Genomic DNA, 15,911 nt, shown 5'->3' with positions numbered 1-15,911 from the left:
GCTAGCACTACGGCACTAACAGCAGTTTACCCATTACTTTTCCTGCTTGAAGTTGTTCATGGGCTGTGCCCGCCTCCGATAGAGGTACTGTCGAATAAATAGGGGTCACCAACCCTTTATCCAGTAGTGCATAGATAGATTCCATAGATCGTTTCACTAGCGGATAGTTACTAAAGTAAGTCGCATAAATTTCTGAGTACGAAATGGTTGGAGCTTTGGCAAAATGCTTAACGACTTCAGCCTGAGTGTTTGTTTCACCCACTCCCGCCAGAAAACCAAAGATCACGATATGGCCTAACGTTGCCAGCACTTCTAAATCATCAGAGATACTGTCTCCTGCCACTGGATTGAAGATATAGTCCACTCCATGACCGTTAGTGACTTCTTTAACTTTATCAACCCAGTTGCCAGTCGAATTAAACGCGAAATCTGCGCCTAAACTTAGCGCCTGCTCTACCTTGCTATCTTTTCTGTCAAGTGCAATAACGGTAATCCCAGCAGCCTTTGCCAACTGAATCAGTGCCGTCCCCACCCCGCCAGTAGACGCATAAATCAATGCTGTTCGACCCTGCTCAGCTCGCACAACATTGTGTAGCATGTGATAAGCCGTAAAGTAAGTCACTGGCATGGAGCCCGCTTGCAACAAATCGGCAGATTCTGGCAACGCAATTAACTTATCAGCCTCAACCGCAGTGTATTCCGCATATGTTGACAAACCTATTGGGCCAAGAAACGCAACTTTTTGCCCTTGTTCCAATTCAGTATCATTGGCATCAACAACAATGCCACTACCCTCTACTCCAGAAATAAATGGAAGTTCTGGCATCATACCAGGAGGCATATTCCCTTCTCTGATTATGGTATCGATGAAATTCACTGGTGCGGCATGTACCTGTACCAACACTTGTCCCGGCTTTAGCTCGGGTTTTGCGACCTCTTTGTATAAAAGTTTTTCGCTGCCACCAGTCTGTTCAATTACAATCGCTTTCATGCTTTCTCCAAAATTCGTTTAGCTTTTGCTCGCAGGAAAATACTAAGTGATATTTTTAAGCTGCGTAATTGGCATAACCGGATAACAGAATTGCAAAAGTGGGATTATAAAGATTAACTGATCTCTGAATAACGCTCTTTTATATAGCTGACAATGTGCTTAATTTGGCTTTGCGCATGTCGCCTACCAAAATAATAAGCATACATCGAGCGTGTCCTTGGCTGAAGAGAATCAACCTTTACTTCGAGTAAGGATTGGTTTCTTATCATTGAAGTTGGCAAGTATGCCAAGTACCTCCCACTCATAACCGCATGGAGGGCTAATTCCAAATCATCTACGAGCAACTCAGCCATAGGGCTGAGGCTAACTTCTCCTTTCTCCTGAGTAACAAATGCCCATTGTTTTGCGGGCAAAGAAACAACCGCAGGTAAAGACTCAATCAGTGCTGAAGATACATACCCAGTGAGTTGGTGTTTTTCAATAAATGAAGGGGTTGCACAAACACTGTAAGGTATGTCCCAGAGGTGAAGTGCTATTGCTGAAGAATCCACTAAGGGACCAACTCTGAACGCAAAATCAATATCATCTTGTATCAGGTTTAAATTGGTATTAGACAGAGAAACGTCAAGTTTGAGTTCAGAGTGCTGACTAGCGAAATCAATGAGCCAAGGCCCCAGAAAGTCTAGGCCCGCTCTAACTGGCATAGATACTTTTAAACTACCTTGAAACGACACCTCAGCATCAACCGCGTGATTGATAGATTGTCGAATGGAACCAAACATTGGCGCGCAGTCTCGGTAAAGCTCATACCCACGGGACGATACCTTGACTTCTCGTGTTGAACGATGAAGGAGCTTTAACCCCAAATTATTTTCTAACGCATCAATACGTCTACTGACGGTACTGTGTGGCATGGACAACAACTCAGCCGTTTTTTTCAAACTACCCGTTTCGACCACACTAAAAAAAATGTTCAAATCATCCAATACTCGTTTCATTCTGGCTCCATGAATTAAACAACTAATTAGATATTATCCCATTTTTGCGCATCTAGGGTTAGTTATACCTTGGATATCAGTTCGAAGGTATGCCTTAGATCTTCATCACTTATGTTGAGCAGATTATCGCCCACATACCACTCAACAACCGACTGGTGTGGGTGACCTGTAACCTGCGGATGCCCAATCCAGATCCCCTTTTCTTTCGCCAGCTGCTTTTGCACTTCTAACGCTTTTTCATGACTAAACGGCAGTATCAAATGCAGCATATTCGATTGTGGTTGTATCGGATTGGCGACAAGCGTCGGATACTCTTCAAGGATTCGGTAGATTTGTTTGGTACGCTCAAACAGAGTTGGGAGCTGCTTAAGCCTCTGATCAAACTGCATGGCCGCTGAGACAACATAAGGGGTACGATGATAAACATTGCCTCCCTGACGCTTCATCCAAATCGATGCTCGCTCAACAAATTCCTTTGAGCCCAGCAGCATAGAACCACCTAAACCATTGATACCTTTGTAAAGAGAAACATAAGCCGTATCAAAACCTTTAGCGATTTGATGGTGCTCTTTCTGATAGTAGGCCGCGGTTTCCCAAAGCCTTGCACCATCCATGTGTAGATGAATGCCATTCGTCGCGCAGTAGGACTTAATCTCCTCCAGACTTTCCCAATCAGGCAATTGCCCGCCAATTTCACGCATAGGCAGTTCATACAATACCGCCGCAATTTCATCAGGCCACGCTTTCAGATCTTTCAGTGACCATGTTTGATATTGGTTACCAATCGGAAGAATACTGAAACGATTTTGCAACTGATAACCTTGCCTTTCATGGATATAGATATGGCTGGAAGGATGCATTGCGACCACTGGGTTGCGCTTCTCTTTAGTGACCAATTCCAATACGGTGGGCTGCGTCATCGTCCCCGTAATCACGAACAAAGCCGCCTCGTAACCAAGCAAGTCCGCAATTTTTTGTTCAAACGCCTGAATGGTTTCTCCTTCGCCATAAACGTCGTGAGCCACATTGTGTTCTTCACACCATGCGGCCATTTTGGCAAAGTGCTCTGCCGGCGTGTCTTCTTTGTTACCGGGGAAAATCGTATGACAAAGCTGTTTCAACTGACTGCTCATTATTATTCTTTCCTTGAGGTTGTAGAGGTATTTGTCTTTCTGCCGTCACCTATGGCTAAGCGTTATCGGTCCATATGCTTAAACTGCAATTCAACCAAACGCTGGTAGAGCTCACAGCTTTGCAGTAGCTCATTATGGTTACCCACATCCACAAGCTTGCCGTGGTCTAACACGGCAATCTGATCGGCATGCTGAATTGTCGACAAGCGATGAGCAATGATGATGGTGGTTCGGTTGCGCATCAGCTCTTCCAACGCCTGTTGAACATGATGTTCACTTTCGCTGTCCAGTGCGCTGGTCGCTTCGTCTAACAACAAAATATTCGGGTCTTTGAGAATGGCCCGTGCAATTGCAATACGCTGGCGCTGGCCGCCAGACAAGCGCACTCCACGCTCACCAAGGAAGCTATCGTAACCTTCTGGTAATTTCATAATGAAATCATGAGCGTGTGCTTTTTTCGCCGCTTCAATCACCTGCTCATCGGTCGCATCTGGGTTGCCATAACGGATGTTGTGAAGGACATTATTACTGAACAATGCAGGTTGTTGAGGCACGAGAGCCATTTGCTGGCGCAGTTCATTAGGATCCATTTGGCGAACATCAACGCCACCCAAAGTCACTTGCCCTGATTGCGGATCATAGAAACGCTGAAGAAGTTCGAACAACGTGGTTTTCCCTGCCCCAGAAGGCCCAACCAATGCCAGTACTTTTCCTTCTTCAGCCTTGAGAGCTAAGTTCTCAATCGCGGCATGTTCAGGTCTCGAAGGGTAATGGAAAGTGACATCATCAAATATTACTTCGCTGGCGAGTTGTTGGGTCGATACCACCTTATCACTAGGAGCAACAATGTGGCTCTCAACCTGCAGAATCTCAATAAGCCTTTCGGTTGCCCCTGCCGCTCGTTGCAGTTCTCCCAACACCTCAGAAATGGTTGCTAATGAAGAGGCTACCATAATGGCGTAGAAAACAAACGCACCAAGATCACCACCAGACATAGTGCCATTGATGACATCACTACCGCCTACCCAGAGCATACCTGAGATCGCGCTGAAGACGATGACAATCACACCCGAAATCAATATCGCGCGCTGCTTTACTCTTTGTCGGCCAATCTCGAACGCTCGCTCGACTTCCGTAGCAAATGACGCTCTTTCCTGGGCTTCATGGCTGTAGCTCTGGACGGTTTTGATATGTTCAATCGCTTCACCTGCATAGCTACCTACATCAGCCATTGAGTCCTGACTTTGACGAGATAAGGCTCGCACCCGTCGGCCATAAAACAAAATAGGTACAAGGATAAAGGGGACCGATGCTAAAACAATGAGCGTCAGTTTGATGTTAGTGGCGAACAGCATGATCACTGCGCCAACGCACATCAACGCGCTACGCATCGCCATTGAAAACGACGACCCAATGATGCTTTGCAACAATGTCGTATCTGTTGTGATTCGCGACATAATGTCGCCGCTGCCATTGGTTTCAAAGTAACTAGGGTGAAGGGTAATCACATGGTTAAAGACCGCAAGCCTGATGTCAGCACTCACCCTTTCCCCTACTGAAGAAACAAGGTAGAAGCGAAAGAAAGTGCCGATAGAAATCATCACCGTCAGTGCAAGAATGAGTTGAATGGCGCTACTGAGCTCTTGCGTCGACTGCTGAGCAAAACCTTCATCGATCAACAGGCGCACACCTTGGCCAACAGACAGTGTTAATGACGCAGTGAAGACCAATGCCACCAACGCGGCGATGACCTTCCATTGATACGGTCTGATGAATTTAATCAGTTCTAGAAGAATACCGAGATTCTTACTTTTTCCTTGAGAAGATGAGCTGGTTTGTTGATTAAGAGTGGAACTCGTCTGATGCTGCTCAGCACTTTGCATAAATACGCCTTGGTTATTGGGCAGTTCAGGTCAAAAGCAAAGGCTTGCTTCCACCATACTATGCGAGAGAACTGTCTCTGAGATTACCACTGGCTCTCGATATCATTCAATACCTGTCACCTAGGTAACCAAGCTCAACGCCAGATCGCTACCTCTTCGAATAACCATCATTTCTTCGCGTATCACGTATTATTTTGTTACATCCGGTCTGAAAATCTATTCGTTTTTTGCATAAAAACCACTTGAATATGGATGCAACTACCTGACTGAGAACAAATATCATTTCCCTAATAAGCCGTTACAATTGTGTGCTGGCGAATACGTTTCTTGATTGGTTAAAATTTACCCAACACCAAGGAGGTATGTATGAAACGATTCGAGAACATACTTTTTGCTACACAGGGATTCCCCGGCCACAGCGACGCCTTAGGTCAAGCTCTTCGTATTGCCGCCAGCAATCATGTTCATGTCTCAGGCTTAGTTGCCTGCCCTGAGTTTCCAGATGACATGCAACAATACCAACAAACCTACCAGCAAGCTCTGCACAATTCGGTACAACAGAGCATTGAACAGCTTCGAGACCAACAAGACATTTCAGCTGAGCAGGTTCCATTTCCGCTCACCATCCGAAGCAGCGAGCAGCCCGCGGTTTGTGTTATTAAAGAAGCCATTGCAGCGCATCATGATTTGGTTATTAAGGAAGCAGAGCCTCTCAACGAAGGCGCTGAAGGTTTTAAAGCGATAGACATGACACTACTGCGTAAGTGTCCATGCCCGGTCTGGCTACAAAGGCCAAGTGAAAAGCCAAGAGGCGCAAGGCGGGTAGCTGTCGCAATTGATCCCATGACCGTAGATGCAGATCATCACGCCCTCTCTCTACGATTACTGGAACTCTCCCGTTCAATTGCAGATACATGTGATAGTCGACTCCATATCATTTCATGTTGGGAACATTACCTAGAGAGTTACCTCGACAATCATGTCTGGATCCAAGTAGATGAGGCACAACTTGCCAGCGACGTGCTAAGTGCGAGAAGAAACCATGAGCAGGCTCTTCAAGTTCTGATAGACGAAGCAGGAATATCGGGAGAAATGGTTATACACCACATTCACGGCAAGCCAGACGAGAAGATCCCTGAAAGCGTCGATGAACAGGAAATCGATGTGTTAGTCATGGGCACATTGGCAAGAACTGGTATTTCAGGTTTTGTCATCGGCAACACCGCGGAGAACATACTGCAATCCATCAATTGTTCTTTGGTAGCACTTAAGCCCGAAGGCTTCATTTCCCCTATAAGTTAGAACGCACCAGTACTGTTATTGATGAAAACAACCCATTTCGTGTTTTGAACATTAGCTTACTAAAGCTATTCAGGAGGAAGGTATGAAACCATTATGCCCACTTTGCCATACGGAAATGCTTGAACGCTCAAACATCCACATCTGTCCAAGAAATGACATCGGTGATTGCTCATATGATGCACTTGGTATGGAAGAGGATGAGCCAGCGATTATCTTCAATCAAGAAACAGCCATGAGTGAATTGCGCTCGTACTCGGTATCCGAATGTAAGTAATTCTTAGCGAGGAGTACAACGTAATTGGGCCGCCCGCAACTCGTTTCGGCGGCCCTGAGGTAAAGCAGATTAAACGTTCTTAATCTCCATCATCAACTCAATGGGTGGTGCTATTGAATAAGCTAATTAACGGTAATCACACTCATAGTTTGACAAGCCAATCTCTCGTTTGGTTGCTGTTCCCCTTACTGCCGATAGCCATTTTTTCTGCGCTCATCAGCCTCTATCAATCGGGAGGAGTCAACTGGCAAACGAACTGGGTTCCTGGACTGGGTATAAACTTCAGTTTCAAGTTGGACGGATTATCGTTCTTATTCGCTTGCTTGATTAGCGGTATCGGTGCACTTATTCAGATATACGCACTAGCTTACCTCAAGGACAACCCCTCTCGGTTTTCATTCCATGTCTATCTAACGCTATTTATGCTCGCAATGCTAGGTGTGGTTACGAGCGATAACGTTCTTCTTCTCTTTGTTTTCTGGGAGTTGACGACCATTACCTCTTACCTCCTGATTGGCTTTAATCATGAGAAAGAAAAATCACGCAAGAACGCACTGCAATCTCTGATCGTCACTGGCGCGGGGGGCCTTGCCCTATTAGCTGGCTTGATCCTACTTGGCGAAATGGCAGGCAGTTACGAGATAAGCGAGATTGTGAGAAACAGTGCAGCGATCGCACAACATGAGTGGTTTATTGCTTCACTGTTACTGATTTTGCTCGGCGCATTTACTAAATCAGCACAATTCCCGTTTCATTTCTGGTTACCCAATGCCATGGCAGCCCCAACACCAGTGAGCGCCTATCTACATTCGGCCACCATGGTTAAAGCCGGTGTTTACCTGCTTGCCCGTGTTTCGCCCGTTTACTCACACAGTGATATTTGGTTTTATACGCTGGGCATAGTTGGTGGATTCACTGCCATTTGGTGTGCGCTACTTGCACTCAAGCAAACCGACCTAAAGCTGATGCTAGCGTATAGCACTAACGTTGCACTGGGAAAATTAGTCCTTCTGATTGGCATGGGGACCGAGTTTGCGATCACAACGGCGCTGCTGTTCATATTGGCACATTCGTTCTACAAAGCAGCCCTGTTTATGGTCGTGGGTAACATAGATAAAGCGACCGGAACTCGCGACATTCGACGACTTCACAGCTTGAAAGCTGTGTTGGTACTGAGTTTCAGTGCTGCCGTTATCGCGGCACTATCAAAGTCAGGCGTCCCTCCTTTGCTCGGTTTTTTGAGCAAAGAGTACATGTACAAGTCGGGGCTAGAAGTAAATATTCTCATCACCACCGTATTTCTTATTGTTAACATCACTATGGTGGCGCTTGTGCTTGCTTTACTCGTAAAACCCTTTTTCAGCAACCATGAAGAAAACCCTATTCCAGCGAAGACCGTAGAAGTAAGCAAAGGGTTATGGATACCAGCAATGCTACTTGCCATAGGAAGTGTGCTCGTGCCGACGCTGGGTTTAGATTGGATCAACAACAAGATTGTCATACCTGGTATTTTGTCGAGTTTGCCAAATTCAACACCAGAAGCGGCCAAACTGTGGCAGGGGGTTAACCTACCTCTGGTATTGAGTGCTTTCACCTTATTGCTGGGTTATGCCTTATATCGTGTATACCCAAGGTTATTGGAAAGTTGGCACCACAAAATACCCCCATTGCTCAAAGCAGAGTCTGTGTTCGATAAGATCATGTCGAGTATGATGCACTTCGCGAAATGGCAAACGCAGTTACTGCAGCAAAAACGGTTGAGTCACTACGTGCTAATGTTCTTTTTTGTATTGGCTGGTGTGTTGTTAAGTAGTCCGCTGTCGATACCACAAGAACGCTTCGCCGCTTTGGGTAACATCAGTTTTTATGAGAGCAGCATAGCTTTGCTGCTCATCTCAGCAGCCTTGGTATGTACGTTTACCACGTCTCGCTTATTGGCCGTTTCAGCACTAGGCGTGGTGGGCTTTATGACAACGTTGGTTTTCATGCTTTATAGCGCACCAGATGTTGCCAAGACCTTGCTGCTGGTGGAAACCTTGATGGTCGTATTTGTAGTGCTCTTGATACGTCATATTCCAGGCTTACTCACAGTCCCCCAGCATCCAATCCGCCGTAAGCTACTGCACGGTGCTATTGCGATTGTTATTGGTGTATCAGTAACAGCACTACTCATCCACATTACATCACAACCTCTAGATTCGACACTCGCAAGCTTCTTTGCGCAGAACAGCGTACTAGGTGGACATGGTCGCAACATAGTAAACGTGATTCTAGTGGATTTTCGTGCCTTTGATACGTTAGGGGAAGTGATCGTCGTCGTCATGGCTGGCATTGCTGCCGTGAGCTTAGTAAAAACGCATTATCACAAACGCAACCGAATCCACTCTCTCATCTTTGCAACGACAGCACACATCGTAGCGGCGTTGATGTTGGTGTTCTCCCTTTATCTCTTATTACGTGGTCACAATGAACCCGGCGGAGGTTTTATCGGTGCACTGATTGCGGTAATCGGTTTTGCACTCTTGATGTTTGCAGAATCTCCACAGTACGTGCGAGACCGCTTGTATTACTCACCATTTAGGATTGCTCTGTTTGGTATCTTTATTAGCTTTATTGCGGGCTTGATGAGCCTTGCTTTCAATTTACCCTTCTTAACCGGTTTATGGTGGAAAGACATTTTGCCACTCGGCACACCGTTAATATTCGATGTGGGCATTTATCTCGCCATCTTTGGTGGCGTCATGGGTATGTTGCTGCGCATTAATGAGGAGCTAGAGTAATGGAAATACTATGGAGTCTCGTTGTGGGTGTGTTCGTTGCCGCCAGCATTTACCTCATGCTGGAGCGACACATACTGCGCTTGCTATTCGGTTTGATCTTATTAAGCAGCGCTATAAACATCGCAATTTTCACCGCAGGACGATTAACACCAGGATTGCCTCCGCTGATAGATGCGCATTCCGTACTGCCACCAGAAGGAGCTGCAAACCCTCTCCCTCAAGCCTTAATCCTGACTGTAATTGTGATCGGCTTCGGGCTGCTGGTTTTTGCATTGATGCTATTTTACCGCGCCTATTCAGAGGCAGGGTCGGCGGATATCGATGCTATGAGACGCTCAGAGGAGGATGAATGACCACGATTTGGCTGACATTACCCGTAGTAGTATCACTCCTCACTGCTGTCGCTATATTTTGCGCAAAGCGCAGAAACGATCTGGTCGATGTGATAAGTAGCACGAGCGCAGTCTCTGTTCCAGTGATTGCCGCCTTGCTGACACATGACGTGATTCAAAGTGGGCCGCAAGCAGTAGCTTTTGGTCAATGGGCGGCTCCATTTGGCATCGTCTTTGTTGCAGATTATCTAGCTGCGGCCATGGTGATGGTAACGTCCATCATTGGTGTTATCAGTGTGTTTTATACAAAGGCCGATCTTCAAGATAAGCGCTCATACGGCACTTTCCATGCGCTCATACACGTATTGCTTGCAGGCGTGTACGGTGCGTTTCTTACAGGAGATATTTTTAATCTCTATGTCTGGTTCGAGGTGATGTTGATTGCATCATTTGGTTTAATGGTGTTGGACGGTTCAAAGAAACAAGTGGATGGAGCCGTCAAATACGTGATGCTCAACTTGATTTCAACGTTAGTCTTTTTACTGGCGATCGGCTTGCTTTATGGCGCAACAGGTACTCTGAATCTCGCCGATTTACACGCCAAAACTGGGCTAATACCACCAGATACAAAAACCTTACTCGCGGCACTATTTTTATTTGCTTTTGCTATAAAAGCGGCTCTGTTCCCTGTTTTTGCTTGGCTTCCAGCCTCTTATCATACCTTGCCGAGTGCTGTTGTCGCCCTGTTCGCTGCCTTACTAACCAAGGTTGGGGTGTACGCTCTAATCCGTACATTCACTTTAGTTTTCCCATTATCAGAAAGTGGTTGGCAACCCACGTTGATGTGGGTTGCAGGGCTTACTATGCTGACTGGCGTGTTAGGCGCAGCGAGTCAGCAAAATATCAAAAAGATCCTATCATTCCATATCATTAGCCAAATTGGTTACATGATCATGGGGTTAGCCGTCTACACCCCGATTGCAATCGCGGGTGCGGTTTTCTATATCATCCACCACATATTAGTTAAAGCAAACTTATTCCTAATTGGTGGGTTCATAGAGCGTAAATATGGCTCTAGCAACCTTAGGCAATTAGGTGGCGTATATAAAGCGATGCCATGGCTCGCCTTTCTGTTTCTTATATCTGCGTTTTCTTTGGCGGGCTTTCCACCTCTGTCTGGGTTCTGGGGGAAGTTTCTTGTTATCAAAGCCAGCTTGCAAACCGAGCATTATTGGCTGGCTGGGTCAGCGCTTTTAGTTGGTCTTTTAACGGTATTTTCTATGACCAAAATCTGGAACGAAGTATTTTGGAAAGCCGCGCCACAAGGTGTAGAAGAGAAACCAATAGCTCAGCCCACAAAATGGCTCTACTGCGCACCCATCGCAATATTAACAGCGCTGAGTCTGACCATCGGTTTAGCCGCTGAACCACTGTATCAGTTTGCTGTTGAAGCAGCAGAACAGCTACTTGATCCGCAAGACTACATTCACGCCGTCCTTGGGGAAAGCCGAGTCGAACATGATTCTGGACTAATACGTTTTGTCGAGAGTACGACGGGAGGAAACCAATGATTTACCTTTTTTTGAATCTCTTCCTCGCTCTGGCATGGATGTTACTCAATGGCGACTACACTAGTTTTAACTTTATTGTAGGGTTTGCTGTCGGCTTCGTTGCATTGAGACTAAGCCAACCTTTCGGTTTGAAAACCAGTTACTTCCGGCGTTTTCGGGCCTTGGTTGGTTTACTTCTCTACTTCTGTTACGAGATGGTGATATCCGTCGCCAGGGTCTGTTGGGATGTCATCACTCCGACGCATCTAAGTGATCCAGATATTGTTCATGTACCGCTGGATGTTTCCACCGATTTAGAGATATCCCTACTGGCGAATATGGTCTCACTTACACCGGGTAGTTTGAGCCTAGATATCACCGCAGATAAAAAGCATATGGTGGTGCATGCGATGTTCGCTCCTGAACATGAAAAGGTGATCAGGGAAATTAAAGATGGTTTGGAGAAGCGAATTTTGGAGGTGACTCGTGGCTGAATGGTTACAAATAAGTGACTGGCTACAAACCAGCACGACGATAGCTTACACAGGGTTACTACTCAGCGTCGTCATGGCGTTCATCCGTTTGATTCTTGGGCCAACACTGGCAGACAGAGTTATCGCACTTGATTTGATTGCATTTATCACAGTGGGATTCATTGCCGTTTATACGTTGGATAGTGGACAACAGTCATTGTTGGATGTCGCAATTACACTCGGTCTGGTTGCGTTTCTGGGAACTATCGCGTTTGCAAGACTGATTTTCAAAAGAAAAGGAGAGGCATCATGAACATTATCGTGGGTGTACTGCTTTGCCTCGGTACCCTGTTTATTCTCATTGCGAGCCTGGGTATTTTGCGAATGCCAGACCTTTATATGAGAATGCACGCAGCTACAAAGGCGGGAACAGTCGGGTTGGCCTCGCTTCTACTGGCTGTGGCAATAGCGATTCCGGATATCACCGTCATTTCCAGAGTAATCGGGACCATGTTGTTTATCTTTATTACCGCTCCCGTCGCTGCACATTTGCTTGGTAAGGCAACGAAAGAAAGCGGTTATCAAATCTGGCGCAGGATGAAATAGGCGGATAATCTAGGGCAAGCGTTTTGGCAATCGGATCGTAAAACTCACACCTTGGTTAGAGGTAAATTCCAGCGTTCCTTTGAGCTTCTGAGTCACCAGATTAAACACCAAATTCAAGCCAATGCCCGTCCCACCGCGTGCTCTTCGGCTGGTATAGAAAGGCTCAAATATCTTTTTGTGTAGCTCTGGTTCCACACCGCAACCATTATCGTCAAACTGAAACACCACCATGTCGCCTTCAAGCCGCACATCTATGTCAATCCGAGGATTAGGCTGCTGTTCAAACGCATGGTGGATACTATTGAGAATCAGATGAGAAAATACTTGTGTCAACGCACCAGATAAACTGTGCATCGTAAGACCTGGTTCAACAATTAGTTCCGGCTCTACCCCAGCTTTATGAGTCTCTGGATGTAGGCTTGCGAGAAGCGCTTGAAGCACTTCAGTAACCTCGAAATCCGTGCAATCTTCAGAAACCTGATTCACTGCCGTTTGCTTAAAGCTCTGCACCAGTTTAGAAGCCCGATTCAAGTTATCCATAAGTAATTCGATGGCCTGTGCCTGCTGCGTCACATAATTATCAAACTGTTCGCTGGTCAGAGACTGAGCTTCGAACGCAGCCTTGAGCTTGGTATTTGATTCGTGGATTAGCGACGATGACGTGATCGCGATACCTAATGGTGTATTGACCTCATGAGCAATCCCCGCGACTAATCCACCCAACGCCGACAGCTTTTCTGATTCGATTAACTGCTCTTGCGTTCTCTTCAATTGGTCCATGCTTTGCTCTAAAGCCAGAGTTCGTTCTGTGACTTTCTCTTCTAGTGTCTCATTGAGATTTTCTAGCTTACTCTGAGCATTGACCCTCTCTTGAATCTCCTGATAAAGCTCTTGGTTTGATTTTTCCAGCTCCGAGAGAAAGTGATTAAAGTAATTTGCCAACTGAGCTAACTCATCATTCGAGCCCGAATTATCTTCCACTCGCACGCTATAGTTACCATCAGAGGCCTTACCTATCCACTGCATGACATTTTTCAACGGCAATACGATAGAGCGACTGAGAAGTAAGTTAGACGGTACGATGAGCAAAATGGAGACTAACAGCACAATGGCATGAATAACCTTAAGGTCGAACAGCGGTTGGTTAAGTTCTTGAACATAAGTAGAGGAAACGATGTACCATTTGTACTCGGGCAAATATCGAAAAACTGCGATTTTCTCACGATGTTCCGGCTCTTGTGGGTTCTTCCACGTATATTTAATTGTACCGTTTTTTTCTTTAAGCATTTGTTGAACGAACAACTGACCTCTTGAGTCACGCACGTTATAGAAGTTGCCATCGTAATAAGGGTGAACAATGGCGTCTCCTTGATCGTTGAGCACGTAAGAATACCCAGTTTCATCAAAGTGAAGCTTGGATATTGATTCACTGAAATCCTCGATGTCCACCAAACTGGCAAACTCTTCACGATAAGAAGATGAAGTGATGATCCAATCCCACGGCTCAAAATACACCATGTACAGCGCCTTTGGTCGCTCAACGAGCTCATCAGGGTTTTTCCACTGATATTCAAGATAACCTTGTCTGGCCGCTACTTGCTTCTGAATAAATTCGTACTTCATCAAGCTCACGTCAAGCAATGGCTGCTTTGGATGGACTCGGATGATCCCTTCGGAGTCGACAACATAAGGATACCCTGTAACACCGATTTGTTGATTTAGTAGGAAATTAGCGGCGCGTTGCTTCGCTTCTTGCTCAGACAGATTGCCTGACTGATATTGACGATACTGCTGCTCTACATATTGCAGATTGAACTCTGAGATACCTCGCAAGTAATTCCTGATCGTAATATCGACCGTAGTCGCAATATTATTGGTGATAGACTCAGTTGCCGTTGTGAGCTCTTTCTCTACGCCTTTTTCTACAAGATCTCGCATCAAGACGTAATTCGAGAGATTGGCGATGTTAAGGACGAGCAAAAACAGTAGCAGATAACCGAACATGAGTCGGTTTCTAATAGAAAGTTTACGAAAAAAGGTCTGAAGCAGCTGCATAACCATCCGCTATTGGCATATCGGTTAATAAAGCATAGACCTGATTCTACCGAGCTGTGTACACAAGTCAGTGGTAAAGCGCCAAAGAATCTAGGTTAACGATGTTCACCAGCGAAGATGCCAAAAGTCAGAACATTGAGCGTATCGGTCACACTTTCCAGTGAACTTAGAATTTGCCGAGTCGGCTCATTATCGAGGAGAGCTTGTCCATCAATACCCTTGCCTTTTGACTCAGGTTTGTCTGCGGTCGTTACTTCTTTGATATCCGTTGTTTCTTCAACGATATGTTCTTCTGTCACTTTATCTGAAGAGATATCCTCAGTACTTGCACAGGCTGTAGCCGTACAACAGAAACTACACAAAAGAAAGAACTTAGTACGAAACATAGCGGCTCAACAGAAATAAAACATCGTTCAATTGTATTGCAACAAATGCTTTCTATCCAGTGTATTAACCAAATACCTCACAGCAGTTGCTGCAGAAAAGCCAGTTGCTGCTTTTCCTGCTCTGTCATTTGGTACTCTTCATCCGTCAGCGTACCGGAATCAAATCGACCAACTGGATAACTCTCGGCATCGCTCTGTCCATAACCTGCTTTTTCTCCAGGGTGACCTGACATACGTTCAATCACCACATCACGTAGCTCTAGATCGATCTCGCCCTCTGGCAAGACTCGTTTAAACGCTTTTAACTCCACTGTTTGCTCACCCTCTGACAATCGTTGCTTCTCAACTAAAGACGCAATGGCTTTACCGCCTTGCTGATAGAGGTTCGCGCGGAGTCTGAATATGCCTTCTTTATCGATTTGTAACGTGACCGGAATCTTCATATCAGGCCCCTGAGCATATCCTTCTGATACTGACACCACGCTCGCTACTGAATGATATAAACGCACATCGGCACTAACAATATCTATTCCTCGTTCAAAGTCGACACGTGCTATTAGTCTCAGTTCTTCTGGCCAATCGTTACCCGGCGTGATTTGCCACTGCATTTCATCCGAAGGCAATGTCGTTAGGACTTGCTGCGTGGCAACAGAAACGACATCCAATGAAGCGCCAAGAACGGTCTGCTGCGTTTTGAGCTCAACCGCAATCTGTTCGGGGTAAAAATGCCGAAACTTTTTAATGCTCAACGAAGCCGTAGACTTGCCGTCCAATATCGGAGTCTCTACCACTTCAAATGCATTCCAGTTCAAGTAGGGACTGCTCTCATTAACTATCGGTTGAGAGTATGATGGGTATTGAAGAATTTGTTGATGTTTGATGGCCACTTGCTTTAACTTCAATGCCACTGCCTTCGTCTCGATAGAGTTTGCTCTCTCTGTCGAGGCCTGCTTTGAAACAACCAAGCGATTGTCCGCTTCAGGAAGGGGAACTGCATCATGACCCACTTTGCCCCTAGGCTTGGCGTATTCGGATGTCTCAACGGGGTTTGGCCAAAAAATGAAGCCTGCTGCTGTCAACGCAGTGATGAAGCTGAATACCCATAACTTAGTCTTCATAAGGTTCTCCAGAAAATCAGGGCTGAGTCG

Annotated in this window: 15 protein-coding genes; 8 read left to right on the top strand and 7 right to left on the bottom strand. The window is 45.9% G+C overall.

What is annotated here, in order from left to right; genetic code table 11:
* Positions 1–7: 7 nt before the first annotated feature.
* The 4 genes from FIU99_RS23455 to FIU99_RS23440 form a co-directional block, all read right to left on the bottom strand.
* The gene (locus tag FIU99_RS23455; RefSeq protein ID WP_006961448.1) at positions 8–991 is read right to left on the bottom strand and encodes a zinc-binding alcohol dehydrogenase family protein; all 984 of its coding nucleotides are present in this window, start codon (positions 989–991) and stop codon (positions 8–10) included.
* Between the two features lie 113 nt (positions 992–1,104).
* A complete protein-coding gene (locus FIU99_RS23450; RefSeq protein WP_006961449.1) occupies positions 1,105–1,989 on the bottom strand; it encodes a LysR family transcriptional regulator in 885 nt (294 codons plus the stop codon).
* A gap of 62 nt (positions 1,990–2,051) precedes the next feature.
* Positions 2,052–3,122 (bottom strand): low specificity L-threonine aldolase, encoded by a 1,071-nt coding sequence (locus FIU99_RS23445; protein WP_006961450.1) that lies wholly within the window; start codon positions 3,120–3,122, stop codon positions 2,052–2,054.
* 62 nt (positions 3,123–3,184) lie between these two features.
* Positions 3,185–5,005 (bottom strand): ABC transporter ATP-binding protein/permease, encoded by a 1,821-nt coding sequence (locus FIU99_RS23440; protein WP_006961451.1) that lies wholly within the window; start codon positions 5,003–5,005, stop codon positions 3,185–3,187.
* Between the two features lie 366 nt (positions 5,006–5,371).
* On the opposite strand from FIU99_RS23440, the gene FIU99_RS23435 reads away from it, so the two are divergent.
* From FIU99_RS23435 to mnhG, 8 genes are all read left to right on the top strand, one after another.
* On the top strand, positions 5,372–6,307 hold the full coding sequence (locus FIU99_RS23435; RefSeq protein ID WP_006961452.1) for a universal stress protein: 936 nt from the start codon (positions 5,372–5,374) through the stop codon (positions 6,305–6,307).
* Positions 6,308–6,389: 82 nt separating this feature from the next.
* On the top strand, positions 6,390–6,581 hold the full coding sequence (locus tag FIU99_RS23430; RefSeq protein WP_006961455.1) for a hypothetical protein: 192 nt from the start codon (positions 6,390–6,392) through the stop codon (positions 6,579–6,581).
* Positions 6,582–6,754: 173 nt separating this feature from the next.
* Positions 6,755–9,361, top strand: coding sequence for a hydrogen gas-evolving membrane-bound hydrogenase subunit E (mbhE, locus tag FIU99_RS23425; protein ID WP_050778643.1), 2,607 nt, complete (start codon positions 6,755–6,757; stop codon positions 9,359–9,361).
* A complete protein-coding gene (locus FIU99_RS23420) occupies positions 9,361–9,714 on the top strand; it encodes a Na+/H+ antiporter subunit C (protein WP_152472570.1) in 354 nt (117 codons plus the stop codon). The genes mbhE and FIU99_RS23420 overlap by 1 nt, the downstream gene beginning before the upstream one ends.
* Positions 9,711–11,264 (top strand): Na+/H+ antiporter subunit D, encoded by a 1,554-nt coding sequence (locus FIU99_RS23415; protein WP_006961462.1) that lies wholly within the window; start codon positions 9,711–9,713, stop codon positions 11,262–11,264. The genes FIU99_RS23420 and FIU99_RS23415 overlap by 4 nt, the downstream gene beginning before the upstream one ends.
* The gene (locus tag FIU99_RS23410) at positions 11,261–11,737 is read left to right on the top strand and encodes a Na+/H+ antiporter subunit E (RefSeq protein ID WP_006961464.1); all 477 of its coding nucleotides are present in this window, start codon (positions 11,261–11,263) and stop codon (positions 11,735–11,737) included. The genes FIU99_RS23415 and FIU99_RS23410 overlap by 4 nt, the downstream gene beginning before the upstream one ends.
* Positions 11,730–12,029 carry a cation:proton antiporter gene (locus FIU99_RS23405; protein ID WP_050778635.1) on the top strand — a complete coding sequence of 100 codons (300 nt, stop codon included), beginning with the start codon at positions 11,730–11,732 and terminating at the stop codon, positions 12,027–12,029. Before FIU99_RS23410 ends, FIU99_RS23405 begins: the two co-directional genes overlap by 8 nt.
* The gene (mnhG, locus tag FIU99_RS23400) at positions 12,026–12,322 is read left to right on the top strand and encodes a monovalent cation/H(+) antiporter subunit G (RefSeq protein ID WP_006961469.1); all 297 of its coding nucleotides are present in this window, start codon (positions 12,026–12,028) and stop codon (positions 12,320–12,322) included. The genes FIU99_RS23405 and mnhG overlap by 4 nt, the downstream gene beginning before the upstream one ends.
* A gap of 9 nt (positions 12,323–12,331) precedes the next feature.
* Here the strand turns inward: mnhG and FIU99_RS23395 are convergent, their stop codons facing one another.
* The 3 genes from FIU99_RS23395 to FIU99_RS23385 all read right to left on the bottom strand — a co-directional run bounded on the left by FIU99_RS23395 (position 12,332) and on the right by FIU99_RS23385 (position 15,881).
* Positions 12,332–14,326 (bottom strand): cache domain-containing protein, encoded by a 1,995-nt coding sequence (locus FIU99_RS23395; protein ID WP_006961470.1) that lies wholly within the window; start codon positions 14,324–14,326, stop codon positions 12,332–12,334.
* Positions 14,327–14,472: 146 nt separating this feature from the next.
* Positions 14,473–14,763: a hypothetical protein gene (locus tag FIU99_RS23390; RefSeq protein ID WP_006961471.1), complete on the bottom strand. Its 291-nt coding sequence runs from the start codon at positions 14,761–14,763 to the stop codon at positions 14,473–14,475.
* A gap of 77 nt (positions 14,764–14,840) precedes the next feature.
* A complete protein-coding gene (locus tag FIU99_RS23385; RefSeq protein ID WP_152472569.1) occupies positions 14,841–15,881 on the bottom strand; it encodes a hypothetical protein in 1,041 nt (346 codons plus the stop codon).
* Positions 15,882–15,911: the final 30 nt, after the last annotated feature.

The sequence above is a fragment of the Vibrio sp. THAF64 genome (genome assembly GCF_009363455.1).
Taxonomy (GTDB): Bacteria; Pseudomonadota; Gammaproteobacteria; order Enterobacterales; family Vibrionaceae; genus Vibrio; species Vibrio coralliilyticus.
This window is presented reverse-complemented; position numbering and strand designations above follow the sequence as displayed.